Genomic DNA, 26,818 nt, shown 5'->3' on the forward strand with positions numbered 1-26,818 from the left:
GGTTTAAATGATTTGACCGTCTTTCGGACTGTACACATTTAAAGAAGCTTTTGCCAGCAAACCGTCCGGCGGCAACAGATGCTTCACATCTTCCGGTGCCTCCGTCCAACGCAACTCGCAATCAAATACGCCCATGCCGCCCAAATCCTGAATGGACACATACGCCCTGACTTCCAGCTCAGTACCGACAGGCACGGAATCGGCAAACAAATCCAGCTTGCGCGTTCCCAATAAAAAACCCAAGCGTACAGGCTCTCCGGCCTTTAAAGCCTCAATGCCTGCAAACGCGCCTATGCCCTGCGCCATCAATTCCATATAAGCCATAGACGGCAACACGCCGTCCTGCAGCAAAATATGCTTGTCGCCAACCGGCACATGGCAAACCGTGTAGTCATCGCCAAATTCTTTCACACAGTCGATAAGCACCATATGTCCGCTGTGCGGAAGCAGCGAAGCCACATCATAAATCGGAGCACTCGGTATTGAAGGCATAAAATGTCATCCGGGAATAAATTACGTTACAATATGCATTATAACAGAGCCTAGCTTTTACTAACTCATTTCATTACAATGTATGAAAATGTAAAACATTGAAAGACATCATGCCTCAAAACGTTTGCCGTTTCAGCTTCAATATCGCCGCATGGCAGGCCTCCTCCAGCAAAATCAGTACGCCGGAGCAATGGCGGGACTGGGCGCAGGGAAAACTCGATACCGCATCACTGCCGGAGTGCAAACCCGCGCTCTCCTTTTTGCCGCCTATGCAACGCCGCCGCTTGGGAAAAGCGGCGCGCTTGGTTTGTGATGCCGCATGGAATCTGGCCGACCAATATCCTGAAAGTGTACCGGTATACGTTTCGCACGACGGCGAAAGCAACCGCAGCTTTGAATTGTGGCAAGAGCTTTTGAACACGCATACCGTATCACCGACCTCATTCGGCCTGTCCGTTCACAACGCGACGATTGGGCAATGGTCGATGTTGCGTAAAGACATGAGCGAGCATACCGCGTTGGCCGTTGCCGCCGATTCCTTTGAAACCGCGCTGACCGAGGCATTCGCGCTTTTACAAGACGGCGCGCCATCCGTTTTAGTGATTGTTGCCGATGATCCGTTATCTGAAGACTATCCTGTTTTGGCTACCCGTGCGCCGTTTGCCTATGCATTGGCACTGGTCATCACCAAAGGCGAAGACTATACCTTAAGCTTGGAAACCACATCCGCAAGGCCGTCTGAAAACCCTAACGATACAACAGTCGAGCCCTACTGGAGCAGCTTGGAGTGGGTACGCTTCCTGCTTTCAGACGACCGACAACACACGCAACACTATGCCGGTAGAAACTGGCACTGGCAGAAAAACGCATGAAGACTTTAGACTATTTCCGTCGCTTTTTTGCCACACTCTTCGGCTTCATCCTCTTCGGCGTTGCAGGCGTATTGTTCAAAATCGCACTTTTGCCCTATACGCTCAAATCGACCAAAGGCGACATCAAACGCCAACTTGAAGCAAGACGCATGATAGGCAGAGTTTGGCGTTTCTTCGTCGGCTACCTGCAATGGTCGGGCGTATTGAGCGTCCGCTTCAACGGCTTGGAAAAACTCGGCAGGCCCGGCCAGCTCATTCTTGCCAACCATCCCTCGCTTTTGGATATCGTCTTGCTGATCAGCCACTATTCCGAGCCGAACGTACTGGTTAAAAAAGACCTGTTGCACAACCCCAGCATGAAAAGCCAGATTATCGCTTCAGGCTACATCCCCAACGACGAAAGCATGGAAATGCTGGAAGAAATCGACGCCGTGTTCAAAAGCGGGCAAAGTTTGCTGATTTTCCCCGAAGGCACGCGCACAGGCTGGGATGGACAGGTTAAAATGCACCGTGGCGCAGTATCGCTCGGTTTGCGCAGCGCATCGGTCATCACCCCCGTGTGCATCAAAATGACGCCGCCCAATTTCAAAAAAGGCCAGCCTTGGTACAAAATACCGCCGCACAAAATCCATTATGAAATCACCGTCGGCGACGACATCCTGCCCGAAGAATGGCTGGAGGAAAAACCCTTACCCATCGCCGCAAGGCGTTTAAACGAATACCTTCAAGACTATTTCACAAGGAAAACCACATGAATAACTTAGAAAACCAAATCAAAGAATTAATCATCGACAGCTTGGGGCTGGAAGACATCACCCCTGCCGACATCGGCAGCGAAGACCCGCTCTTCGGCGACGAAGGCTTGGGTTTAGATTCCGTCGACGCGCTGGAACTCGGTTTGGCAGTGCAAAAAACCTTCGGCTTCCAGCTCGACGGTGAAAACGACAACCTGCGCGAAAACTTCGCCAACGTCAAAACACTGGCCGAGTTCGTCAAGAGCCGCCAAGCATAAGGGAGAGACAAGATGACCGAACAAGAAGTACGCACCCTGCTGACCGATGCACTGGTTAACCTGTTTGAAATCGAACCGGAACGCATCAAACCCGAAACCAACCTCTACGAAGATTTGGAAATCGACAGCATCGACGCCATCGACCTTATCGACCACATCAAACGCGAAACCGGCCGCAAACTGCAAGCTGAAGACTTCCGTAATGTGCGTACTGTAGAAGACGTGGTTCAAGCGGTTTTGAAAGTACAACAAGATTCCTGATTCCGCTTTGAATCAGCATATTTTCAGACGGCCTTGTCAATCTGCAAGGCCGTCTGAAAATCAATCATAACCATGAAAATATTAGGAAAACTCCTACTGACCCTCGCCAGTCTCGCCTATCCGCTTCTATGGTATTACGGCAGGGAAAACGGCGCATTTTTCTGGCTTGCAGCGGCCATGTGTGTGTTATGGCTGATACGCGCCGCCATGCCGCAAACCACAGCCCAGCGCATTACGGCGATTATCCTTGCCGCCTTTTTCGCCGCCGTACTGGTTTTCAGACGACCCGACTCGATGTATTGGTATCCCGTCGCCGTCAACGCGCTGATGCTTGCCGTTTTCGGCGGCAGCCTGTTTGCCAAACAAACCGTCATCGAACGCCTCGCCCGACTGCAACACCCCGACCTTCCCCCCGAAGGCGTGCGCCACACCCGCCGCGTTACGCAAATCTGGTGCGCGTTCTTTATCTTCAACGGCGCAACCGCTGCCATTTTGGCAGGCTTGCAATATTACGATTGGTGGGCGGCTTATACAGGCATCGTATCGTATGTGTTAATGGGAATCTTATTTACTGGAGAGTGGATTTATCGAAAATTGGTTTTGAAGGTGTAGGCCGTCTGAAAACGCCTTACTTACTCTCTCAGAGCAAAGAAAATACAGCTTTACTTTCGCTAAAACTATCTTTTCATAAGGGATAAATAATGGAATTACAAGTTGGTTATACCACGTTATCAATTACGATAAAAAATAGTGAACCTGTAGAGTTATCTGATTTTGCTCAAAGTATGTTAAGCCTATCCGATGATTATACTACTCGCTATACATCCAATCCTAAACAACCAGCCAAGCTATATATTAAAGAATTGCGTAATGGAAGCATTATTGCCGAACTAGCTCCATTATTAGCCTTCACCGGAGATCTTTTAGGAAGTTTTGATAGTATTAAATCTTATGCTGAATATCTATCAGAAATAATTAACTGGCTTTTAGGTAAAGATAAGAAACCCGAAAACATTAACCAACATCAAATGACCAATATTGCTCATATCGTAAATCCTGTAGCACAAGATCATGGAGCTCAAATGAACATTGGCGTACTTAATGTTGCAGAAGGCTCCACCGTCAACTTTATTAACATCAACTCCAATGATGCCAACATAATTCAAAATCGTGCAAGAGAAGTAAGAAAGCAGCTTCAAAATATAGATAAAACTGTTGAAGCAGGAGAATACAAAAATGTTTTAATGTATTGGGAAAGAATCGCTACAGAAACTGATACTGACAGAGCAATTATTGAAAGCATTTCAAAAAAACCCGTAAAAGTTCTTATGCCTGAAGAAATCAAAGAAAAAATTGGACTTACTGCACAATATCCTTTTCAATATGCCCATCTCGTAGATGTAATAGTAGAAACTATTGAGGGTAAACCAAAATTATATAAAATCAACAAGTATCACGAATCCATTGAAAAATAAATATTTTTCTAATAAACACTTTAAGTTATCCCCATGTGCCTTACCCGAATCCTATCCCCCGACCTGCCCCAACACAACCTTATCGCCGCCTATCCGAATTGGACGCGTGCTGATTTCAACCGTGCAGTTTTTCATCTGTCAGGCCGTCTGAAACAGGCAGGCGTGCAAACTGCCGCGTTGTGGTTTGAAGATGCTGCGCTGTTTGCCTGTGCTGTGTTGGCGGTGTGGCATTCTGGCGGAAAGGTTTTATTACTGCCCAATTTGGCGCAAGACAATTTGGAGTGGGGAAAAACGGCAGAAGCGTTTTTAACGGATTCAACAGATAAAAAGCTGTCTTCAGACGGCCTGAACGTCTGGCACTTGCCTGATGTATTGACTCAAACAGAATCGGAAGGACTGAGCACCTATCCTGAAAACCATCTGATTCCCAACCATGCCGAAGCATGGCTGAAAACATCAGGATCCAGCGGCGAAGCGCAGATTATTGTGAAAACCGCCGCTCAAATGCAGGCAGAAGCCCTGACTTTGGCAAATACGCTGCCATTTGGACAACACGGTGAAACCGTGATCGGCAGCGTGATTCCGCAACACCTTTACGGCTTCACGTTCCGCTTCGCACTCGCGCTGACAATGGGTTGGACTATGGAGCGACAGCAGGCGGTTTATCCGGAAAACCTGCTTTCCAGCACGGCCGCACATGATAAAGTGGTTTGGATTGCCAGCCCGGCCGTACTCAACCGCTTGGGTGAAAACCGCAACTGGCAGAGTATCGGCCATAAAATTGCAGGCATTGTCTCGGCCGGCGGCGCATTGCCCGCAGCCACAGCGGATTTGCTGCAACAGGCTGCCGTCCGCCCGTTTGAAGTCTATGGCAGTACCGAAACCGGCGTGATTGCCTCACGTTGCGAACGCCAAGAATGGCAGCCTTTCAAAGGCGTGGAAATCGGACAAAACGAAGAAGGTGCACTTTGGGCTTCTTCGCCTTGGTCGCCCGAACGCTGTCAAACAGCCGATTTGATCGAGCCGCAAGATGACGGTTTTCTGTTACTCGGTCGCCAAGACCGCATTATTAAATTTGAGGACAAACGCGTGTCGCTGACCCAAATCGAACACGAACTTTTACAACACCCTTGGATTGCCGACGCCCACTGCGGCCGCCATCCGCAGCATCAACGCATTGCCATATGGGCGGCATTGAACGCAGACGGTATCGCCGCCTTGCGCGAGAAAGGCCGTGCTGCGGTTGCCGATACGCTCAAACGCCATCTGGCTGCCACGCAGGACACCATTGCCCTGCCGCGCTACTGGCGTTTTGCCGACAGCCTGCCGCGCAACGCCCAAGCCAAAATCGCCGCGGCAGATTTTCAGACGGCCTTTACCGTTGCCCAAACTTCGCCCGTTTGGTCGAAAACATCATCTGACGATGAAACCAATACCGAAACTTTTATCGGCCGCGTGCCTTTGGATTTGGTTTATTTCGGCGGCCATTTTGCCACCTTCCCGCTGGTTCCCGGCGTGGTCGAGCTGCAATGGGTGCGCAACCTGATCGCGTCCAAGCCATGGAGTAAACAGCGCGTTATCCGCATCGAAAATCTAAAATATCAGCAGTTTATCCGTCCTCACGATGAAGTGTCGGTAGAGCTGAAATTTGATGAAAGTAAAAACAAACTGAGCTTTAAAATCAACAACGGAGAGCATCCGTGTGCATCAGGACGGATTGTGTTTGAGGCCGTCTGAATATACTTATTAACTTTTTAGTGGAAAACCAACAATATGCAACTCTTCCCTGCCCTAGAACAACGCTATTCCCACGAACACCAGTCCGCAGGCGAGGCTCAACGTCTAGCTCAAGAAATCGCTTTTGCACCGATTGTGTTCCAAGTTTCCCGCCTGATGGTGAAATTTGGCATTCTGGACCTGCTGAACGACCATCCAGACGGCCTCACTCAAGCCGAAATCGCCGAAAAAGCGAAAATCAGCAACTACGCGGCACAAGTCCTGCTGGAAGCCTCGCTGTCTATCGGCACTGTCTTGACTCGCGACAACCGCTATTTCATCAGCAAGGCCGGTTGGTTTGTCCTCAAAGACAAAATGGCCCGCGTCAATATGGATTTCACGCAGGAAATCTGCTACCAAGGCATGTTTGATCTGGAAAAAACCCTGCAAACCGGCAAGCCCGAAGGCCTGAAAGTATTCGGCGACTGGCCGACCATTTACGAAGGCTTGTCTTCATTGCCAAGCATCGCGCAGGAAAAATGGTTTGCATTCGACCATTATTATTCCGACAACTCCTTCGCAGAAGCACTCAACACCGTGTTCGCCAAACCGGTTAAAAAACTGCTCGATGTCGGCGGTAATACCGGTCGCTGGGCGGAACAATGCGTCAACCACAATGCCGAAGTCGAAGTAACCATCATGGATCTGCCGCAACAAATCGGCTTGATGCGTGAAGCGACCAAAGGCAAAAACGGCGCGGACCGTATCCACGCCCATCCGGCCAACCTGCTTGATCCTGAAATTCCGTTCCCAACCGGTTTTGACGCGATCTGGATGAGCCAATTCCTAGACTGTTTCACCGAGGAACAAGCTACCAGCATTCTTCAACGCGCCGCTGCATCTATGAGCGAAAACACCAGCCTCTATATCATGGAGCCTTTCTGGGACAGACAACGCTACGAGACCGCCGCCTACTGTCTGACCATGACCAGCCTGTATTTCACTGCCATGGCCAACGGCAACAGCAAAATCTTCCACTCTGAAGACCTGATCCGTTGCGTTGAAAAAGCCGGATTGAAAGTAGCGGAAATTTCAGACGACATCGGCCGCGGCCACAGCATCTTGCGCTGCGTTAAGGCCGTCTGAACATCATCTTTTAAACCCTAAAAAGAAACCGACCCCGACAGCCATTTCAGCTATCGGGGTCGGTTTGTTTTTAGGTATCAGCCTTAATGCATCAGCCGCGCAACATCCATACTGCGCACACTACCGCAATCACCACCAACAAAGCGGCAAACAGTTGTCCCATTCCGGCCAATTTAGGCTGCTGGGCATCGATGGTTTTAAAGCCGTTAATCATCGGCGTAATCAAATCCTGTTTTTTCACAAAGCGATACAGCAAAACAGCCGCGATATGTACGCCCGCCAAAACAGCTAAGACATTAAAGAATTTGACATGGATTTTTCGCGCCAGCGTACCGGCGTGTTCGCTGACCAAATGATTCAAAAAGCCGGAATTGGTAAACGTATTTTCATCGGCGGCAAATAAACCTGTGGCCGTCTGAAAAAACAAGGCGGCCAATAAAGCGATGACCATCAGCGCGCCCAAAGGATTGTGACCGACCAATTCGTCTTCAGACATTTGTCCTTGCGTATAGCGACGGATTTCGGAAAACGGGCGCACAAATCGGCTGAATTTTGTCGTATCGCTGCCCCAAATTCCCCAACACAAGCGGAAAACCACCAAAGCCAGCATCAACAAGCCGCCGCGTAAGTGCCATACCAGCATCTCGCCGCCTTGGGTCGCGCTGTACCACATGAATCCCATCAATAACACCAAGAGCCAATGGAACAGGCGCGTAGGTGCGTCCCAAACTTTTATTTTTTGCTTCATTACCTTTTACTTTCTGATTTAAAATTAAATTTCTTATCTTGGAAGGTTACGCCATGCAGCCCATCTACACGCTTCCCGAATCGCTTCAAGCTTTTCAGACGGCCTTAGCATTTCCCGACGTATTCCGCCCCCGCGCCCAAGAATCACACAAAGGCACATACGGCACGCTTGCCATTATCGGCGGCGCAACAGGAATGAGCGGTGCAATAGTTTTGGCAGCCATAGCCGCGATGTATCAAGGGTGCGGCAAGGTTTGGGCTGGCTTCAACCAAGCCACGCTGCCTTTTGCCATCATTCCCGAACGCCCTGAAATTATGCTCGCCACTGCGATCCAACTGATGAAGCGCGACGATGTCAGCGCACGCGTAATCGGCTGCGGCTTTGGTTTGGACGGATTATCAGAGCAGCTGCTGCCCCAAATCCTGTCTACACACCATAACCAGCCTTTATTGCTCGATGCAGATGCTTTGACACTGCTTGCCCGCTCTTCCGAATTAGCCGAACGCCTCAAATTGTACAAACATATCGTCCTGACACCTCATCCGGCCGAAGCTGCACGCTTACTTAGTGCCGATACCCAATCAATTCAAGCCGACAGGCAAAAAGCCGTGACCGAAATCAGCCGTAAATATGGCGCGACCGTTGTATTGAAAGGCCATCATACATTGGTGGCCACGGCAGACGGCATAGTCTATACCAACACCAGCGGCAATGCCGGTTTGGCCACCGCGGGCAGCGGCGATGTCTTAAGCGGCATTATCGGCAGCCTGCTGGCACAAGGCATTCCGGCATTCCAAGCCGCCTGCGCCGGCGTATGGCTGCATGGTGCGGCGGCCGATGTCATCAAACACAGCGACCAAATCGAAACCGGTATACTTGCCGGAGAAATCGCACCTGCCGCCCGATGGCTGCGCAATATTTTATCAAAAGAATAATGCCGTCTATATAGCAAATACAAATCACAGGCCGTCTGAAAATCAATTCTTATCTTCAGACGGCCTTATTTATTTTAATCCATTTTGCAAATTAAGGTTAAGGCGTGTATCCTTGATTTCCCTTAAAAACAACTTCACAACATATCATCATGAATACCCTCAACAAAATCAGTGATTTTATCGGAAAGACCTTTTCCCTTTGGGCCGCGCTCTTTGCCGGCATCGCTTTTTTCGCACCCGACACCTTCAAATGGGTCGGCCCTTACATTCCTTGGCTACTGGGCGTCATCATGTTCGGCATGGGCTTGACCCTCAAGCCCTCCGACTTTGACATTTTGTTCAAACACCCCAAAGCCGTCATTATCGGCGTGATTGCCCAATTCGCCATCATGCCTGCGACTGCCTATCTGCTGGCGAAACTGTTGAACCTGCCTGCCGAAATCGCGGTCGGTGTGATTTTGGTCGGTTGCTGTCCGGGCGGTACGGCTTCCAATGTGATAACCTATTTAGCACGCGGCAATGTGGCTTTGTCGGTTGCCGTTACATCGGTTTCCACCCTGATTTCCCCATTGCTGACTCCTGCCATCTTCCTAATGCTTGCCGGTGAAATGCTGGAAATCCAAGCTGGCGGCATGTTGATGTCCATCGTCAAAATGGTTTTGCTCCCCATCGTTTTGGGTTTGATTGTCCATAAGATTTTGGGCAACAAAACTGAAAAACTGACCGATGCGCTGCCGCTGGTTTCCGTTGCCGCCATCGTGCTGATTATCGGCGCGGTAGTCGGCGCCAGCAAAGGCAAGATTATTGAAAGCGGCCTGCTGATTTTCGCGGTTGTCGTACTTCACAACGGCATCGGCTATCTGCTCGGCTTCTTTGCCGCCAAATGGACCGGCCTGCCTTATGATGCACAAAAAACGCTGGCCATCGAAGTCGGTATGCAAAACTCAGGCTTAGGCGCCGCCCTTGCCGCTGCACACTTTGCCGCCGCGCCGGTTGTTGCCGTTCCTAGCGCATTGTTCAGCGTGTGGCACAATATCTCCGGCTCGCTTCTGGCAACTTATTGGGCAGCCAAAGCCGATAAAAATAAAGAATCCTAAACGTCTTTAATCATAAGGCCGTCTGAACAGATTCCGTTCAGACGGCCTTTATTTTGAAATCAAACAGGATTATTGTTTCACTGCTTCGATTTGGATATTGATGTCTACTTTTTTGCTCATACCGGCGCTTACCAAATAATCCAAGCCCCATTTGGTACGGTCGATGGTGGTGCTGAAGTCGCCGCCACACACTTCTGCTTTTGCCATCGGGCTTTGGTAGCAGTTGAATTTATCGGCTTTGAGTTTTACCGGCGCAGTTTTGCCGTTCATGGTCAGATTGCCGTCAACAGACAGCAGTTTTTTGCCGTTGAAATTGAATTTGGTGGATACAAAACGAATTTCAGGGTATTTGTCTGCATTGAAAATATCGGCAGATTTCAAATGTTGGGTAAAGTGATCGGAACCGGTTTGCAGTTTGGACAAAGGCAATACGATATCGATAGAGCCTTGGCGTTTGGCACGGTCAAATTCCAAATTGCCGGTCAAACCATAAATACCGCCGACGTTGGTGCTGGTGTTGAAATGGTCGATGGCAAAGCGGGCATTGGCATGAAATTCGTCCACTTTATAAACAGCGGCAGACGCAGCAGAAGCCAACATGGCCGAACACAATGCAAACATGATTTTTTTCATCGTCTTATCCTTAGAAATGTGAGAAGTTCCCTATCATATCACTTTTTGATGCTAACATCTTTTGCAACTGAGAAAGACAGCGTTTCATCTTAAGAAAACTTCAGGCCGTCTGAAGGATTGAGCAGCAAATTCAGGTGAAGCAAATACAGTTTAGTTTTATTACAAAATAGCGTGCTTCATCGCTCGTAATTGGTATAAAATAGCCAGTTATTTCTACAACGGGCCGCCAACCAACCAGCCTATTTCAGACGGCCTCAGCATAAAACAAAGGAACAAAAATGCCTGAATACCGCTCAAAAACCTCTACCCACGGCCGCAATATGGCAGGCGCGCGCGCATTGTGGCGTGCGACCGGCGTAATGGAAACCGACTTCGGCAAACCGATTATCGCCATTGCCAACTCCTTCACCCAATTCGTCCCAGGCCATGTCCACCTGCACAACATGGGTCAGCTGGTTGCCCGCGAAATTGAAAAAGCCGGAGCAATCGCCAAAGAATTCAACACCATCGCCATCGACGACGGCATCGCCATGGGACACAGCGGTATGTTGTACTCCCTGCCCAGCCGCGATTTGATTGCCGACTCCATCGAATACATGGTCAACGCCCACTGCGCCGATGCGTTGGTGTGCATTTCCAACTGCGACAAAATCACCCCCGGGATGCTGATTGCCGCCATGCGCCTGAACATACCGACCATCTTCGTTTCCGGCGGTCCGATGGAAGCAGGCAAGGTCATCGGCGTGGCCAACATCCAACCCGAACGCCGCTTGGACTTGATTGACGCCATGATTGAATCGGCGGACGACAATGTCAGCAACCAACAAGTCGAAGAAGTCGAGCAAAACGCCTGTCCGACTTGCGGCTCCTGCTCCGGCATGTTTACCGCCAACTCCATGAACTGCCTGACCGAAGCACTTGGCCTTTCCCTACCGGGCAACGGTTCATACTTGGCGACCCACGCAGGCCGCAAAGAATTGTTCCTCGAAGCAGGTCGAATGATTGTCGAAATCACCAAACGCTATTACGAGCAAGACGACGAAACCGTTTTGCCGCGCAGCATTGCCAACAAAAAAGCGTTTGAAAACGCCATGACCATGGACATTGCCATGGGCGGCTCCACCAACACCATCCTGCACTTGCTCGCCGTTGCTAACGAAGCCGGTGTCGATTTCAAAATGGCAGACATCGACCGCTTAAGCCGCGTCGTGCCCTGCATCTGCAAAACCGCGCCCAACAACCACGACTACTACATGGAAGACGTGCACCGCGCCGGCGGCATCTTCGCCATCCTGAAAGAACTGGACAAAGCGGGCAAACTGCACACCGACGTGTACACCATCCATGCGCCGACACTGAAAGACGCGATTGAAAAATGGGACGTGACCAACCCTGAAAACACCCATGCCATCGAGCGTTTCAAAGCGGCTCCCGGCGGCGTGCGCACTACTCAGGCGTTCTCGCAAAACCGTATGTGGAAAACCCTCGACCTCGACCGCGAAAAAGGCTGTATCCGTGATGTCGAACATGCCTACTCGCAAGACGGCGGCTTGGCAGTATTGTTCGGCAACATCGCCGAGCGCGGTTGCGTAGTGAAAACCGCAGGTGTAGACGAGAGCATCCTCAAATTTACCGGCCGCGCCCGCGTATTTGAAAGCCAAGAAGACGCAGTAGAAGGCATTTTGGGCAATCAAATCGTGGCCGGCGATATCGTCATCATCCGCTACGAAGGCCCTAAAGGCGGCCCGGGCATGCAAGAAATGCTGTACCCGACTTCTTACCTGAAATCCAAAGGTTTGGGCAAAGCCTGCGCCCTCCTGACCGACGGCCGTTTCTCCGGCGGTACTTCCGGCCTGTCTATCGGCCACGCTTCTCCTGAAGCGGCAGAAGGCGGCGCCATCGGTTTGGTACACGAAGGCGACACCATCGAAATCGACATTCCAAACCGCAGCATCCACCTTGTCATTTCCGATGAAGAGCTTGCCGCACGCCGTGCCGAAATGGAAGCGCGCGGCAGCAAAGCGTGGAAACCGGAAAACCGCGACCGCTACGTCTCCGCAGCCCTGCGTGCCTACGGCGCGATGGCGACTTCCGCCGACAAAGGCGCAGTACGCGACGTATCGCAAATCGAACGTTAATTAACCTGACTTAAGGCCGTCTGAACGCTTTCAAGTGTTTCAGACGGCCTTCATTCAAACGGACAAATATGGACAAATTCATTTTAGCGATGATCGGCATGGCCATTGCCCTGTTGATTATTATTGGCGGCGGATTTATCGCTGTTGAATATTTCAAATCCCATCCTGAAGCATTCCAAGTCAAGCCGCTATCAAAATAATCATTTAACGGCATGAGTTTCAAGGGGAAAGAGCCGTAGCTCAAGGCCGTCTGAACGCAGTACATATAATGAAACACATTCTTTACTGGTTGGGTGGTTTTGCCGTCGCGCTCGGTATATTCCAATACTACGAAACCCATCGCTATTCCGAAGACCAGCTCATCTACGCCCAACCGCCGCAAAATCGTTCTGCCGTTGCCGATTTTGACGCCTTGGCGTATTTAAACTTCCTCCGCTCCTCAGCCAATCTGCCCGCACTGGCGCACTCAGACACACTCGAACGCGCCGCGCGCAATCATGCCCGCTATCTACTGCAAAACCCTGACGACGGCCATGACGAACACAATACGCGCAATCCCTTTTATACAGGCCCACGCCCATCAGACCGCACGCGCAAAGCCGGTTATGCCTATAAAGGCGTGCACGAAAACGTCAGTACCGGCCAGCATCCGCCAAACGAAAAAATCAACGACCATCTACCTGCCCAACATCAGCTGGACAACCTGATGACGGCGATTTACCACCGCCTCTCCTTACTCGACCAAAATATCGACGAGGCCGGAGCCGCATTTGAATCGCAAGGTAAACAAATCGCGTTGAGCATCAATCAAGGCGACAGCAGATTCAACAACCTCTGCCAAAAAAACCGCCCCCTCTCCGACCTCAGCCGCTCGTTTTATCAAGATGCCTGTCATGGCCACGCTATTATTTATGCGGATGAAATTTCCAACCGCAAACTCCGGCCTTACATCACCTATCCGCAAGGCAACTTTGCCTCGCCGGTTTTCCATGGCGAACGTCCCGACCCTATGCCGCATTATGAAATGACCGGCAATCCGGTCAGCATCGCGTTCTCAGAACAATCGCCTCCGGTCAAAATACGTTCGTTCAAACTGTATCGGGACACAAAAGAAATCAGAGATGTCAAAATCTTATATAAAGATAATGACCCAAACCGCCTCCTGACCGAACGCCAATTTGCGCTGTTTCCTTTACAGCCATTGGAATACGACACCGACTACCGTGCCGTGTTCGAATACCGTCAAAACGGAAAAGACAGAACGGCCGAATGGACATTCAGCACGCAAAAACCCGATTATCCTTACTTCATCGTCAAAGGCGGCGAAACGCTGGCCATCGAATCCGGACAAAAATATTTTATCCATTGGCAGGATTTTTGGTGTTTGAAGCAATGCGAACGCTACAACTACCGAACGAACCGCGACACCCAAATCGACATTATCGAGCGGCAGGCCGGCGGCATCATTATCCGTGTCAACGGAAGCAAAGGCAGCAGCATCCGCTTAATGCCCGAAGGCGAAGACAGGCGCGCCATTACACTTTATTTATGGAAATAAAGCCGTTTTCAGACGGCATGAAGCACCAAAAAGCTGATAAAATACCGCCTCACTACCCTACGGTAAGCTATCCAATATGACCAAACATCCGCAAACAGCAGCCAATACCCGCTATGCCTTTGCCAGCATTGCCGCCATGTTAGCCGCGTTTTTACTGTTCGTTGCCGTGATGTTGCTGCCTTTGAGACTGACGGCAGACACACAAGTGAGCCTGATACGGTTTTCACTCTACGCAATCGTGCTGTTTGCCGTACTTGGCGGTATTTTTTCTGTACGCGTTGCCTATTTGCGTAAAAAGAACGGAGCATGACATGACCCAAGCCGATAAAATCCCACAAGAAATCCGCCTCCAGCAAGAGCGGCGCGTACTGACTTTGGTCTATGTTGACGGTGCCAAAAGCCTTCCTGCCGAATACCTACGCGTGTATTCGCCCAGCGCGGAAGTGCGCGGACACGGTCCAGGTCAAGATGTTTTGCAAACAGGCAAAGCCGAAGTCAGCATTACCGATTTGGACCCCGTCGGCCAATACGCATTGAAAATTACTTTTTCAGACGGCCACGACAGCGGCCTTTACGACTGGAACTATCTCTACCGACTGGCACACAATCAAGACGCGCTTTGGCAAGACTATCTCGACCGCCTCGAAAAAGCCGGTGCGTCCAGAACCCCAAGTGCTGAAGATTTGAAACCCAAACACACACATTCCTGCGGCAGCGGCGGTTGCGGCGGAAAGGCCGTCTGAAAAAGGCGAGACCGTAATATTGGACGACGGCAGAATCATTGACGGCAAAGCATTCCTCTCCCCGCCCAAAAAAGGACGGGTAGCGGCCATCTTCGGCGATACCAAAGCCTGCCTTCAGGCAGTGCGCGCCGCACAAAACGCAGACGTTTTGGTGCATGAAGCAACCTTTGCCGCAGGCGATGAAGACACAGCGGAACGAGTGTTCCGTTCAACCGTATCCAATGCTGCCAAGCTGGCCTTGCAAGCCAATGTGAAACAACTTTACCTGACCCACATCAGCGCACGTTATACCGAAGAAGGGCAACGCCTGATGCTGGAGCAACAGGCACAAACTATATTTCCCGCGTCGAAAGTGGTTGGCGATTTCGACGTATTCGATATCTGAATCCGTATTATTTTAAGAAGGCAGACACTATGAGCGACCACAAAACCCATTTCGGCTTCACGACTGTTGACGAAGACGAAAAAGCAGGCAGAGTTGCCGAAGTCTTCCACTCCGTGGCAAAAAACTACGACATTATGAATGACGTAATGTCCGGCGGTCTGCACCGTGTTTGGAAACATTTCACCATCAATACCGCGCGCCTGAAAAAAGGCGACAAAGTATTGGATATCGCCGGCGGTACAGGCGATTTGTCCCGAGGCTGGGCGAAACGCGTAGGCAAAGAAGGCGAAGTTTGGCTGACAGACATCAACTCCTCCATGCTGACCGTTGGCCGCGACCGCCTGCTCAACGAAGGCAAGATTCTGCCCGTATCATTGGCAGACGCTGAAAAATTGCCGTTCCCCGACAACTATTTCAATCTGGTTTCCGTCGCATTCGGCCTGCGCAACATGACGCACAAAGATGCCGCGCTGAAAGAAATGTACCGCGTATTGAAACCGGGCGGCACCCTGCTGGTGTTGGAATTTTCCAAAGTATACAAACCTTTGGAAGGCGTGTACGATCTCTACTCTTTCAAACTGTTGCCGATTATGGGCAAACTGATTGCAAAAGATGCCGACAGCTACCAATACCTCGCCGAGTCCATCCGTATGCACCCCGACCAAGAAACCTTAAAACAAATGATGCTGGATGCAGGTTTCGACAGCGTGGATTACCACAACATGAGCGCAGGCATCGTTGCCCTGCATAAAGGTGTGAAATTCTAAGGCCGTCTGAAACAAACACAAAGGGCGTGATTAATAGACACGCCCTTTGTTTTTAAATCTTCCAAGCCAATCTGACACGAACCAAAGGCCGTCTGAACAGTCGTAAAACGAAATCAAGAATTTCGGTTACGCCATTCAGACGGCCTTAATACATTCAAATCAACTTATGTCCCTGCTTTCACACTTTGCCATTGACGGACCATAAATTTCAACGCCGCCGGCTGGATAGGCACCATGATAAAGCTGTTTTTCAAATCCTCATCTGTCGGGAAAATCGTATTGTCGTTTCTAAACTCTTCATCCATCAGCTCTTGAGCCGGTTTGCTGGACGGCGCATAAGTAACAAAATTGCCGTTTTTCGCCGCAACTTCAGGATCTAAGAAATCATTGATATACGCATGGGCATTGGCCACATGTTTGGCATCTTTCGGAATCACAAACGAATCCACCCAAATCCCTACGCCTTCTTTCGGCATCATCACACGGATTTTTTCCTTGCCGCCTGCTTCTTCGGCACGACGTTTGGCAATGTTCAAATCGCCGCCAAAACCAATCGTTACGCAAGTATCGCCGCGCGCCAAGTCGTCGATAAAGCCCGATGAGGTAAAGCGTTTGATGTTGGGGCGGTTTTTCTTGAGCAGCTCGGTTGCTGCTTTGATGTCTTCGGTATCGTTGCTGTTGGGGTTTTTACCCATATAGTTCAACACCATAGGATAAATTTCCGCCGCGCTGTCCAAATAGCTGATGCCGCATTGCTTGAGTTTGGACGTGTATTCGGGGTTAAACACCAAATCCCATTGATTGTCCGGCAGCTGATCCGTACCCAAAGCCTTTTTCACACGCTCGGTATTAATGGCGAAAGTATTGGTACCCCAATAAAATGGCACCGCATATTCATGCCCCGGATCGACACCTTCCATCAGTTTCATCAACTGTGGATTCAAATTTTTATAGTTCGGAATCAGAGATTTGTCGATTTTCTGATACGCACCTGCCTTAATCTGCCTACCGACAAACGCATTGGAAGGACCCACGATGTCGTAACCCGACTTGCCGGTCAATACCTTGCTCTCCAGCGTTTCATCACTGTCATATACATCATAAGTTACTGCGATACCGTGTTTCTTCTCAAACGCGGCAACCGTCTCGGGATCGACATATTCCGACCAGTTGTAAATGCTCAAAACCTTTTGATTATCGGTTTGAGCCGCCTTGTCGGCAGAAGTTTTGTCCGAGCCGCCGCAGCCGGCCAGTGCCAGCGCAGTCAGTACGATGAGGGGCAGATATTTGGTCATTATCATTCCTTGCGTATCCGGTTGAAAATAGAGAGGCATTATAAAGCAGGCAAGCCCGAGCGGATAGGCTTCATTGTTAAAAGATATCGTCCCGCTTGAGGCCGTCTGAAAGACGGATTGCTGCCAACTTAAAACCTTTCTGCCGATAGCTTGAAATATGGTTTTGCGGTAAGATAACGCCCATTCGTTTTTAATCGCAACGCGCCGTCCGGGCCGTCTGAAATCCTTGTAAAAAATTTATCGAGACATTATGAAAACCACCGAACTACGCCAAAAATTCCTGAAATTTTTCGAATCTAAAGGCCACACCATCGTCCGCTCTTCCTCGCTCGTGCCACACGACGACCCGACCCTGCTGTTTACCAACGCAGGCATGAACCAATTTAAAGACGTATTCCTCGGCTTTGACAAACGCCCATACAACCGCGCTACTACCGCGCAAAAATGCGTACGCGCAGGCGGCAAACACAACGACTTGGAAAACGTAGGCTACACTGCCCGCCACCATACCTTCTTCGAAATGATGGGCAACTTCTCCTTCGGCGACTACTTCAAGCGCGACGCGATCCACTTCGCTTGGGAATTCCTGACTTCCCCGGAATGGTTGAATATCCCTAAAGACAAACTCTTGGCAACCGTTTACGCAGAAGACGACGAAGCCTACAACATCTGGTTGAACGAAATCGGCATGCCTGCCGAGCGCATCGTCCGGATCGGCGACAACAAAGGCGCGAAATACGCGTCCGACAACTTCTGGCAGATGGGCGACACCGGCCCTTGCGGTCCGTGCTCCGAAATTTTCTACGACCACGGCGAAGAAATCTGGGGCGGCATTCCGGGCAGCCCTGAAGAAGACGGCGACCGCTGGATTGAAATTTGGAACTGCGTGTTCATGCAGTTCAACCGCGACGAGCAAGGCAATATGAACCCGCTGCCCAAACCGTCCGTCGATACCGGCATGGGCTTGGAGCGCATGGCCGCCGTCATGCAGCATGTTCACAGCAACTACGAAATCGACTTGTTCCAAGACCTGCTCAAAGCCGTTGCCCGTGAAACCGGCGCGCCTTTCAGCATGGAAGAACCCAGCCTGAAAGTCATCGCCGACCACATCCGCTCCTGCTCCTTCCTGATTGCAGACGGCGTGTTGCCTTCCAACGAAGGCCGCGGCTACGTATTGCGCCGCATTATCCGCCGCGCCGTGCGTCATGGCTACAAACTGGGTCAAAGCAAACCATTCTTCCACAAACTGGTGGCCGATTTAGTTAAAGAGATGGGCGATGCCTACCCGGAATTGAAAGAAAAACAAGTTCAAATCGAAGAAGCGTTGAAAAACGAAGAAAGCCGTTTTGCCCAAACTCTGGAAACCGGTATGGCTTTGTTAGAAAACGTATTACAGTTTGGAAAAGCTAAGTTATTACTTCCTAAATATAAAAATGGTAATGCCCAGCAAGGTATAGATTTTATTTCCACTGGTAATACACCGTTTAAGGCACTGAGTCATCGCACAAGAGAAGATATAGAATGTATTGTTATTCCCCTAAAAGATAGTAATACATTAGAAAGTGCTTCATATATTTACCTTCATGATTGGAATGAGAAAGTATCTAAACAAGGGACTCGCATTAACCAATGGATTGAGCCAATTCGTGAATGGAGTCGCAATATGTCTCTTCCTGAAGGAACGACTCAAAAACTCGACGGCGAAATCATCTTCAAACTCTACGATACTTACGGTTTCCCATACGACTTGACTGCCGACATCTGCCGCGAGCGCAATATCGAACTGGACGAAGCAGGCTTCAACCGCGAAATGGAAGCCCAACGTGCACGCGCACGCGCCGCACAAAGCTTCAAAGCCAACGCCCAACTGCCTTACGACGGTCAAGACACCGAGTTTAAAGGTTATAGCGAACGCCAAACCGAATCCAAAGTTCTCGCCCTCTACAAAGACGGCGAACAAGTCAATGAATTGAACGAAGGCGAAGAAGGCGCCATCGTTATCGACTTTACCCCGTTCTATGCAGAATCCGGCGGTCAAGTCGGCGACGTCGGCTATATCTTTGCAGGCGAGAACCGCTTTGAAGTACACGATACCCAAAAAATCAAAGCGGCCGTATTCGGCCAATTCGGCATACAAACTTCAGGCCGTCTGAAAGTCGGCGACAGCGTTACCGCCAAAGTAGATGACGAAATCCGCAATGCCAATATGCGCAACCACAGCGCGACCCACTTGATGCACAAAGCCCTGCGCGATGTATTGGGTGAACACGTTGAACAAAAAGGCTCTTTGGTTACCGCCGAATCCACCCGTTTCGACATTTCCCATCCTCAAGCGGTAACTGCCGAAGAAATCGCCGAAGTAGAACGCCGCGTCAACGAGGCCATCTTGGCCAACGTTGCCGTCAACGCCGCCATTATGAGCATGGAAGATGCCCAAAAAACCGGCGCCATGATGCTCTTCGGCGAAAAATACGGCGACGAAGTGCGCGTACTGCAAATGGGCGGTTTCTCTACCGAACTGTGCGGCGGTACACACGTTTCACGTACCGGCGACATCGGCCTCTTCAAAATCATCAGCGAAGGCGGTATTGCCGCAGGCGTGCGCCGTATCGAAGCCATCACCGGCCTGAACGCACTCAAATGGGCGCAAAAGCAAGAGCGTTTGGTTAGAGACATTATTGCCGAAACCAAAGCCCAAACCGAAAAAGACGTACTGGCGAAAATTCAAGCAGGTGCGGCACACGCCAAAGCACTGGAAAAAGAATTGGCACGCGCCAAAGCCGAACTCGCCGTCCACGCAGGCGCCAAACTCTTGGACGATGCAAAAGACTTGGGTTCAGCCAAACTCGTTACCGCACAAATCGAAGCCGACGCAGCCGCCCTGCGCGAAATCGTGACCGACTTGACCGGCAAATCAGAACAAGCCATCGTATTGCTCGCCGCAGTCAACGACGGCAAAGTTTCCCTGTGTGCAGGCGTATCCAAACCGTTGACCGGCAAAGTCAAAGCAGGCGATCTGGTTAAATTTGCAGCCGAACAAGTCGGCGGCAAAGGCGGCGGCCGTCCTGACTTGGCGCAAGCCGGCGGCACGGATGCTGATAAATTGCCTGAAACATTGTCAAGCATTGAAAATTGGGTTAAAGAGAAACTGTAATATAGAAAAGTGCAGGCTGCCTGAAAGTGGGTTTCAGGCAGCCTGCACTATAACTTGCCATGTTCAAAACCAAATTAAATTTGATAAACCACAATAACTACTGTTTTCTATTTATGAAATGAAGGATGTAACTATGATTCAAACTGCAGCTCAAACTACCGTAAAAGCTTTGTTAAGTGAAAACAACGGCGCGAAATATCATTATGTTATTCCGCCCTATCAACGCGAATATGCATGGACAAAAAACCAATGGGATAACCTATTTGATGATTTAACCGATAACGATAAAGGTTATTTTCTCGGTTCGCTGATTTGTATTTTAGACGGCAACGTAGGAGATAGCATAGAAGCCACCGTTATTGACGGGCAACAGCGTTTAACCACTTTGAATTTATTACTACTTGCATTGTATGAAAAAATAAAACCATTGAATGAAAATCGCAAAGTAATAGAAAACGATGATTATCAGGAAGCGCGCCTTGCATTTAAAAAATATTTTCTCAACCATTCCGACAATAAATTAACACGCCTCACCCCATCTATCCAAAACAACAATCAGGCTGATTATACGTATTTGGTACGTGAAATCGTGCACGGCAATAAGAGCAACGAACCGCAATATCGTGGCAACCGCCGCATCACCAAAGCATTCAATCATTTTAAAGAGCGCATTGAAAACTATGCTGGCGATGATGTGGATACTTTGTTTAAGCTACTGGATAAAATTACGGCTGCCTGTGTGGTGCGGATTGATACGCAAGATGCGGCATCTGCATTTATCCTGTTTGAAAGCATCAACAACCGGGGCGTGCCGCTTACACCGATGGATTTGATTAAAAACAGCATGATTAGCAGCCTGAAAAACCAATCAGCCGAACAGACCAACGAAGAATGGCAGCAAATCATCAATAATCTGAACGACTATGACGTGCAAGTCCGCTATTTGCGGCATTTCTATCAAGCGTTCAAACCTATCGGTTTGATTTGGGATAAAGACAAAGGTAAAGACAAAATTACAAAAATGACCTAATCCAAACTTATACAGCAGCCATCAAACAACAACCCGAAAACGTACTTCGAGAACTAATCTCAAAATCAAAAATTTATCATGCTCTATCATTCCCAGAAGATATTGCAGCGAACAGTGCATTTGTTCGTTATCAAAACAAGTTAGTTGATTTGAAAAAACTTGGCATCGCACCTGCCTATACATTACTGCTGTTTTTGTTTGACCAATATCCGCAACAAGATTTTTCTGGTTTATTAAATTATATAGAACAATGGTTTATGGTGCGCCATTTAACCAATATTCCCGCAACCTCCCGTACAGATGATATTTTTATTACTGCCGCAAAGACCCAGCATGAAAAATATGATGAAGCTGCACTGATTGCCCAATTACAACAAGCTTTGCCTGATGCCAAATATATAAAACAATCTTTGGAAAACAAATATTTATATGAAGATAACGTCCATTTAACACGTTATATCTTGGTATATTTGGAACAAAAACAGCGAACGGACGAAAATGCGGTAGATTTTTGGGCAAACACCGATAAAGGCAAACCTGTTTGGTCAGTGGAACACATTTATCCGCAAAAACCCAAAACGGGGGAATGGCCGGATGATTGCAAAGAATGGCTGCATTCGTTGGGCAACCTAACTTTATCTGCATATAACAGCAATCTGCATAACCGCTCATTTGTTGGAAAATCGCAAGTAATTGATGAAAATGGCAACGATATCGGCCTGAAAAGTGGTAACGTCAAAATTAACGATTACCTGTGTGATAAAACCGAATGGAATGCAGAACATATTAAAAAACGTGGTGATGAATTGATTAAAGCATTTCTAAGCTCGTTAAAATAAGATAATGTGAATATTTGTAGCAAGCCGCAGCCTGCATTCCCACCAACCGCGTGCGTGGCTACGCCACACACCCTACCTGCGGGCGACGCAAACCTTAAGATTAAGGTGTAGGGTGTGTGCGGTACGCACGCACGCGGTTTTCGTTGTTACCGAATGATTCCAAACCATGCCGTAATCCAGTCAGCAGCAAACGCAGCTTGGGTCATGTACCAACAAAACACAATATCAAAGGCCGTCTGGAAAATAATTTTCAGACGGCCTTTCTTTTTTCATTTCAAGCTGATTAATGCTTAAATTTAAGCTTTTTGTTCAATCATCTAACATCAATCTTTCTCAACCGTAAAAAACAGTTCTTCCTGTTTCAAAGCATTACCGTCTGCATCGGTCAATGCTGCTTCTGCTGCGGAAAACTTGATAACGGCGAGGCTGAGGCTGCCTTGCTCAGTCAGTGCCGTGTTAAGGATAACGCCTGCTTCTTCTTCGCCGACTTTAACGACAATACCGGCGGCTTCTAAAGAATCGCCGCTTAATACGGCCAGACCGCGTTTGACTTGGCCTCGGTATTGGGCGCGGGCGATGATTTCTTGGCCGGGGTAGCAGCCTTTACGGAAATGGACTGCGCCAATGATATGTTGGTTGAGCATTTGGGCAACAGCCGCTTCTTTGGTTGCGGTGCAAATCCACGGATAGCCGCTGCGGATTTCGTGTAGGTTCCACGCGTTTTCGGCTCCTGCTTGATATTCGGCTGCATTTTCGGCTGCTGAAATTTTCAGACGGCCTGTGTGCGGCAAGGTAATTTCTACGGTGTTTTCTTGAATTTGGGCTGAAAAAGACAGTTGTGGTTCGGCAGCAGGATGAGGTTCTGCATTGTCTGCCAACTCGCCGCTGACTGCTAAATCAGGCATCAGCTCGAAGACGACTTTTGCACGCAAGACAAACATTCTCAGGCGTTTGATGATGGCTTCGGCCAAATCTTGAGCCATAACCAACAGTAAATCTTCTCCGCGATTGACGACCAACATATTCGCCAACACGCGGCCTTTAGGCGTATTGTATGTGGCGTAACATGCCTGACTGATAGCTAAATTATTAATATCGTTGGATAATTGACCATGAAGAAATGAAGCTCTGTCTTCGCCGCTGACACGGACAACACCGAAAAAAGGCAGGCGGGTTTGCATAATCGACTCCTTAAATTGTAGATGCTGAATTATCGCCCAAATTGCTGCTTATTATCAAATAAATAAATTCAGGCCGTCTGAATGTTTCAGACGGCCTGTTGTTTGGGTTCAAACAATCAAAATTATTTGATGCTGACTTTGCGGATAATCACGGCTTCGGTTGGAACGTCTTGGTGGAAGCCGCGTGTTGCTGTTTTCACTTTGCTGATTTTGCGGACGACATCCATGCCGGAAGTGACTTTACCGAAAACGGCATAGCCGTAGCCTTGAGGAGTTTTGCTTTTGAAATTCAAAAAGTCGTTGTCGGCTGTATTGATAAAGAACTGGCTGGTTGCTGAATTCGGATCGCCGGTGCGTGCCATGGCGATGGTGCCAACGTTGTTTTTCAAGCCGTTGTATGCTTCGTTGATGATGGCTTTATCGGTGGATTTTTGTACCATATTCTCGGTAAATCCGCCGCCTTGAATCATAAAATTGTCGATAACGCGGTGGAAAATCGTGTTGTCGTAAAAACCTTTTTTGGCGTAATTGACAAAGTTTGCCACGGTTTTCGGCGCTTTGACTTCATCCAGCTCCAGTTGGATGTTGCCCATATTGGTTTCAATTACGGCATGGGTAACCGCTTGCGCTTGCACAGAAAGTGAGAGTGCGAGGGCGCACAGGGTCAGTTTGATGGATTTTTTCATATGTCTTCTCGAATGATGTATTGTGAAAATGGAATATTAACCTTGTTTCGCGTGAAATCCATAAAAAACATGTAAGATTTTTCAAGCAAAAAACATAAGGCAATCAAATCAGGCCGTCTGAAAAGGGATAAAAACCAAATTCTTGCTTTTTATCATTCCCTTTCAGACGGCCTGCTATTACGGTCAAACCGAAATCAGATTAGAAATCCAACTCCGCTTTCAGCCAATAAGTGCGCGGCATACCGACGACGGCGAAGCTGCGGTCGTATTGGCCGCGTTGCACCTGCCAGTAGTTTTTATTGAACAGGTTTTCTACCGAGCTGCTGACGGTCAGGGTATTTTTGCCGAGCTTGGTTTTGTAGCGCGCGCCTACGTCAACTAAGGTATAGGACGGGAAGGCGTATTGTTTTTGCGTGTCTTGGTAAGACTTACCGAAATACGAAACATTACCGTTCAAGGTCAAGCCTTTGGCAAACGGGGTATCCCATTCAATGCCGGCTTTGGCAATCACGCGCGGGTTGGCGACTTGTACGCCGTTAACAAGATTGTCGGCGAAATTCGGATAATCTTTTACGGTTGATTGCAGATACATCAAACCAAAGCTTGGACGCAGGGTTTTGTCCAACAAATTGGCATAGGTATTGAACTCAATACCGCGGCTACGTTCCATACCTTGCTCGGAACCACTATAAGCCAAGCCTGCATTTTTGCGCATTGCGAAGTCAGTACCTGAAGTCGTGTTACCGCGCCAGTAGCCCGGACGTTTGATTTGGAATGCGTTGAGCGTCGTTACGAAATCACCCCAGTTTTTGCGTACGCCGACTTCAAACTGACGGCTGACGCGCGGATCTGCCATCGTTACATGACCGTCATCATCGGTACGGATGTCGGACGGCTCCAAATCTTCCATATAGTTGCCGTAAACCACCAAATCAGGCTGCGGAACCCATGCCGCCATCAACATCGGGCTGAAACGGCTCGCATCCGCTTTGCGGCCGTTTAATTTGTTTTTCTGCTCAACAGCTTGGAAACGTCCGCCCAAAGTGAGGCGGTATTTGTTGTCGACAAAACCAAGCGTGTCAGATACTGCCAAACTGTTTACTTTAATCACGGTATCCAATGAAGGTGTTGAGCTCCAAGCGCTGCCTAAGTTGGAATCCAATTTTGCCAATTGGGTTGGAATATCCAGACTCGGATCGATAACGCTGCTTTTCGTTTGGCGTGCGCCTTGATAAGTAGTACGTTTGCGGTCGATACGGTCAAATGCGGCACTCCAGTTGTGACTTACCGGACCGGTTTCAAATTCGCCGCGTGCAGTCAGATTCATACTGAGCGTTTTGAAACGCTGGTCGGTCAAACGTGCGCGACCTGAATTGTAGGTCAAACCGCTGCTCGTAACGGTAGGAGAGGCGAAATTACCGTAATAGCGCGCATTGTTGTAGCCGATACCACCTGTAATTTGGGCATTTTCAAACGCATCCCATTCGAAGGTCAGCATATTCGTTTGACCGCGCGTGTTTTGAGCCTGCCAGCTCGGCGCCAAATTCACTTTGCCTTCAGGTGCGTCAAACAAGCGGCCGTTGGCGTTTTGGATGTCCTGCATACGCGCACGGCCGCCGTTAGTTTTGCGTTTCGCGTAGATGGAATCGAACGCCACACGCACTTTTTCGCCGCGATAATCGGCATTTAAGGCAAATTCTTTGTTGTCTTCGCTGTAACCATGGCGCGGGGTATCGCCGTGGCGCAGTTTGCCGTTGGCGCGCACGCCGAATTCTTTGTTTTCGCCAAAGCGTTGGCCCAAGTCGAACGTACCTTGGGTGCGGTTGTTGCTGAACCAGCCCAAACCGATTTTGCGGTTGCCTTCATCGGCGGCTTTTTTGGTTTCGATGTTGACGGAACCGGATACCGCTCCTTCAGGGTCCATGCCGTTTACGGCAGTGGACGCGCCTTTAATCAATTGCGCCGAGCCGACTTGTACGCTGGCTGTGCCTTGTGTGCCGTACATACCGGCCAAGCCGTTGACGCTGAATTGGCGCGCATCAAGTTGGTAACCGCGGAAATACAGACCGGTCAAGGTGTTGCTTTCGCCGCCAAACTGCCAAGTCGAAGCGTCTTTTTTCGCTACGGCATCCACCAAAGTACGCGCTTCGGTGTTGTTGAGGGCTTGTTCGTCGTAATTGACGACGGTAATCGGTGCGGTAAAGGCGTTGGCTTTGCCCAATACGCCCAAGTTCACGCGGTCGCGCAAGTCGCCGTCGCTGGCGATGGAGTAAGAACGGGCGGCTTTGACGCGTTTGGCGTCGGCGCGGACATTGACTTCCTGCAACTGCTGTTGCACAGGGGTTTCGGGTGTCGCTTCATCGGCGGCATAAGAAAATGCGCTCATAATCAAAAGCGGCATCAGGGCTAATTTGCTGTTCATAAAATACCTTCTGATTTGAAATATTAATAATTCTTAATATCGGGTAAAAAATTACAAAGTAATTTAGCTTTGCGATTATATTTGATAAGATTCCTGCTTTCCACAAAAACAAATAAGAACTGTTTGTAAATACAAAAATACAACAGTTTGAAAAACTATTTTCATAGTGATCATAATTCAATAAATTTGCCGTCCTTTCAGACGGCCTTTACGACCCTTTCAGAGAATACACC

At 49.2% G+C, this 26,818-nt stretch carries 26 protein-coding genes and 1 pseudogene; 20 read left to right on the plus strand and 7 right to left on the minus strand.

What is annotated here, in order from left to right; genetic code table 11:
• Window positions 1–3: 3 nt before the first annotated feature.
• Window positions 4–492 (minus strand): hotdog family protein, encoded by a 489-nt coding sequence (locus tag HMPREF3052_RS01300; protein ID WP_141756587.1) that lies wholly within the window; start codon window positions 490–492, stop codon window positions 4–6.
• Window positions 493–602: 110 nt separating this feature from the next.
• Here HMPREF3052_RS01300 and HMPREF3052_RS01305 point away from each other — a divergent pair, with 110 nt between their 5' ends.
• The 8 genes from HMPREF3052_RS01305 (at window position 603) to HMPREF3052_RS01340 (ending at window position 6,974) form a co-directional block, all read left to right on the plus strand.
• Window positions 603–1,364, plus strand: coding sequence for a beta-ketoacyl synthase chain length factor (locus HMPREF3052_RS01305; RefSeq protein ID WP_070747981.1), 762 nt, complete (start codon window positions 603–605; stop codon window positions 1,362–1,364).
• Window positions 1,361–2,119 (plus strand): lysophospholipid acyltransferase family protein, encoded by a 759-nt coding sequence (locus tag HMPREF3052_RS01310; protein ID WP_070747983.1) that lies wholly within the window; start codon window positions 1,361–1,363, stop codon window positions 2,117–2,119. The genes HMPREF3052_RS01305 and HMPREF3052_RS01310 overlap by 4 nt, the downstream gene beginning before the upstream one ends.
• On the plus strand, window positions 2,116–2,376 hold the full coding sequence (locus HMPREF3052_RS01315; RefSeq protein WP_003757545.1) for a phosphopantetheine-binding protein: 261 nt from the start codon (window positions 2,116–2,118) through the stop codon (window positions 2,374–2,376). Before HMPREF3052_RS01310 ends, HMPREF3052_RS01315 begins: the two co-directional genes overlap by 4 nt.
• Before the next feature lie 12 nt (window positions 2,377–2,388).
• Entirely contained in the window at window positions 2,389–2,637 is a 249-nt protein-coding gene (locus HMPREF3052_RS01320; protein WP_003680823.1) for an acyl carrier protein, read from the plus strand.
• Window positions 2,638–2,709: 72 nt separating this feature from the next.
• A complete protein-coding gene (locus tag HMPREF3052_RS01325; protein ID WP_070747985.1) occupies window positions 2,710–3,249 on the plus strand; it encodes a COG4648 family protein in 540 nt (179 codons plus the stop codon).
• 89 nt (window positions 3,250–3,338) lie between these two features.
• On the plus strand, window positions 3,339–4,112 hold the full coding sequence (locus tag HMPREF3052_RS01330; protein WP_070747987.1) for a hypothetical protein: 774 nt from the start codon (window positions 3,339–3,341) through the stop codon (window positions 4,110–4,112).
• A 33-nt stretch (window positions 4,113–4,145) separates the two neighbouring features.
• Window positions 4,146–5,849 (plus strand): ApeI family dehydratase, encoded by a 1,704-nt coding sequence (locus tag HMPREF3052_RS01335; protein ID WP_070747989.1) that lies wholly within the window; start codon window positions 4,146–4,148, stop codon window positions 5,847–5,849.
• A 36-nt stretch (window positions 5,850–5,885) separates the two neighbouring features.
• Complete coding sequence (locus tag HMPREF3052_RS01340; protein WP_070747991.1) at window positions 5,886–6,974, plus strand: FlxJ family methyltransferase; 1,089 nt, start codon at window positions 5,886–5,888, stop codon at window positions 6,972–6,974.
• 91 nt (window positions 6,975–7,065) lie between these two features.
• Here HMPREF3052_RS01340 and HMPREF3052_RS01345 read toward each other — a convergent pair whose 3' ends face one another.
• Window positions 7,066–7,722 (minus strand): cytochrome b/b6 domain-containing protein, encoded by a 657-nt coding sequence (locus HMPREF3052_RS01345; RefSeq protein WP_070747993.1) that lies wholly within the window; start codon window positions 7,720–7,722, stop codon window positions 7,066–7,068.
• Between the two features lie 53 nt (window positions 7,723–7,775).
• Here HMPREF3052_RS01345 and HMPREF3052_RS01350 point away from each other — a divergent pair, with 53 nt between their 5' ends.
• Both HMPREF3052_RS01350 and HMPREF3052_RS01355 read left to right on the plus strand, forming a co-directional pair.
• Window positions 7,776–8,657, plus strand: a complete 882-nt coding sequence (locus tag HMPREF3052_RS01350) for an NAD(P)H-hydrate dehydratase (RefSeq protein WP_070747995.1) — start codon at window positions 7,776–7,778, stop codon at window positions 8,655–8,657.
• Window positions 8,658–8,806: 149 nt separating this feature from the next.
• Window positions 8,807–9,754, plus strand: a complete 948-nt coding sequence (locus tag HMPREF3052_RS01355; protein ID WP_070747997.1) for a bile acid:sodium symporter family protein — start codon at window positions 8,807–8,809, stop codon at window positions 9,752–9,754.
• 69 nt (window positions 9,755–9,823) lie between these two features.
• Here the strand turns inward: HMPREF3052_RS01355 and HMPREF3052_RS01360 are convergent, their stop codons facing one another.
• Window positions 9,824–10,387, minus strand: a complete 564-nt coding sequence (locus tag HMPREF3052_RS01360; protein WP_070747999.1) for a YceI family protein — start codon at window positions 10,385–10,387, stop codon at window positions 9,824–9,826.
• Window positions 10,388–10,665: 278 nt separating this feature from the next.
• Here HMPREF3052_RS01360 and ilvD point away from each other — a divergent pair, with 278 nt between their 5' ends.
• The 7 genes from ilvD (at window position 10,666) to ubiE (ending at window position 15,978) form a co-directional block, all read left to right on the plus strand.
• Window positions 10,666–12,525, plus strand: a complete 1,860-nt coding sequence (gene ilvD, locus HMPREF3052_RS01365; protein ID WP_070748001.1) for a dihydroxy-acid dehydratase — start codon at window positions 10,666–10,668, stop codon at window positions 12,523–12,525.
• A gap of 68 nt (window positions 12,526–12,593) precedes the next feature.
• Complete coding sequence (locus tag HMPREF3052_RS11970) at window positions 12,594–12,725, plus strand: hypothetical protein (RefSeq protein ID WP_256388404.1); 132 nt, start codon at window positions 12,594–12,596, stop codon at window positions 12,723–12,725.
• A gap of 68 nt (window positions 12,726–12,793) precedes the next feature.
• On the plus strand, window positions 12,794–14,083 hold the full coding sequence (locus HMPREF3052_RS01370; protein WP_070748002.1) for a CAP domain-containing protein: 1,290 nt from the start codon (window positions 12,794–12,796) through the stop codon (window positions 14,081–14,083).
• 76 nt (window positions 14,084–14,159) lie between these two features.
• Complete coding sequence (locus tag HMPREF3052_RS01375; RefSeq protein WP_070748004.1) at window positions 14,160–14,393, plus strand: cytochrome b6; 234 nt, start codon at window positions 14,160–14,162, stop codon at window positions 14,391–14,393.
• 1 nt (window position 14,394) lies between these two features.
• Complete coding sequence (locus HMPREF3052_RS01380) at window positions 14,395–14,826, plus strand: gamma-butyrobetaine hydroxylase family protein (protein WP_070748006.1); 432 nt, start codon at window positions 14,395–14,397, stop codon at window positions 14,824–14,826.
• 19 nt (window positions 14,827–14,845) lie between these two features.
• Window positions 14,846–15,211: an MBL fold metallo-hydrolase gene (locus HMPREF3052_RS01385; RefSeq protein ID WP_283126932.1), complete on the plus strand. Its 366-nt coding sequence runs from the start codon at window positions 14,846–14,848 to the stop codon at window positions 15,209–15,211.
• A gap of 29 nt (window positions 15,212–15,240) precedes the next feature.
• A complete protein-coding gene (gene ubiE, locus HMPREF3052_RS01390) occupies window positions 15,241–15,978 on the plus strand; it encodes a bifunctional demethylmenaquinone methyltransferase/2-methoxy-6-polyprenyl-1,4-benzoquinol methylase UbiE (protein ID WP_070748008.1) in 738 nt (245 codons plus the stop codon).
• Window positions 15,979–16,142: 164 nt separating this feature from the next.
• Here ubiE and HMPREF3052_RS01395 read toward each other — a convergent pair whose 3' ends face one another.
• Window positions 16,143–17,273, minus strand: a complete 1,131-nt coding sequence (locus HMPREF3052_RS01395) for a polyamine ABC transporter substrate-binding protein (RefSeq protein ID WP_070748010.1) — start codon at window positions 17,271–17,273, stop codon at window positions 16,143–16,145.
• Window positions 17,274–17,523: 250 nt separating this feature from the next.
• On the opposite strand from HMPREF3052_RS01395, the pseudogene alaS reads away from it, so the two are divergent.
• The 3 genes and pseudogenes from alaS to HMPREF3052_RS01410 form a co-directional block, all read left to right on the plus strand.
• Window positions 17,524–20,427 (plus strand): annotated as a pseudogene (alaS, locus tag HMPREF3052_RS01400) (alanine--tRNA ligase); the annotation flags it as partial.
• Between the two features lie 133 nt (window positions 20,428–20,560).
• A complete protein-coding gene (locus HMPREF3052_RS01405) occupies window positions 20,561–21,457 on the plus strand; it encodes a DUF262 domain-containing protein (protein ID WP_070748014.1) in 897 nt (298 codons plus the stop codon).
• A gap of 149 nt (window positions 21,458–21,606) precedes the next feature.
• Entirely contained in the window at window positions 21,607–22,296 is a 690-nt protein-coding gene (locus tag HMPREF3052_RS01410) for an HNH endonuclease family protein (RefSeq protein ID WP_070748016.1), read from the plus strand.
• A gap of 323 nt (window positions 22,297–22,619) precedes the next feature.
• Here HMPREF3052_RS01410 and HMPREF3052_RS01415 read toward each other — a convergent pair whose 3' ends face one another.
• The 3 genes from HMPREF3052_RS01415 to HMPREF3052_RS01425 all read right to left on the minus strand — a co-directional run bounded on the left by HMPREF3052_RS01415 (window position 22,620) and on the right by HMPREF3052_RS01425 (window position 26,585).
• Window positions 22,620–23,477 carry a CAF17-like 4Fe-4S cluster assembly/insertion protein YgfZ gene (locus HMPREF3052_RS01415; protein WP_070748018.1) on the minus strand — a complete coding sequence of 286 codons (858 nt, stop codon included), beginning with the start codon at window positions 23,475–23,477 and terminating at the stop codon, window positions 22,620–22,622.
• Window positions 23,478–23,599: 122 nt separating this feature from the next.
• The gene (locus HMPREF3052_RS01420; RefSeq protein ID WP_070748020.1) at window positions 23,600–24,163 is read right to left on the minus strand and encodes a peptidylprolyl isomerase; all 564 of its coding nucleotides are present in this window, start codon (window positions 24,161–24,163) and stop codon (window positions 23,600–23,602) included.
• 199 nt (window positions 24,164–24,362) lie between these two features.
• On the minus strand, window positions 24,363–26,585 hold the full coding sequence (locus tag HMPREF3052_RS01425; RefSeq protein WP_070748022.1) for a TonB-dependent receptor: 2,223 nt from the start codon (window positions 26,583–26,585) through the stop codon (window positions 24,363–24,365).
• Window positions 26,586–26,818: the final 233 nt, after the last annotated feature.

The sequence above is a fragment of the Neisseria sp. HMSC056A03 genome (assembly GCF_001815685.1).
GTDB classification, from domain to species: Bacteria; Pseudomonadota; Gammaproteobacteria; order Burkholderiales; family Neisseriaceae; genus Neisseria; species Neisseria subflava.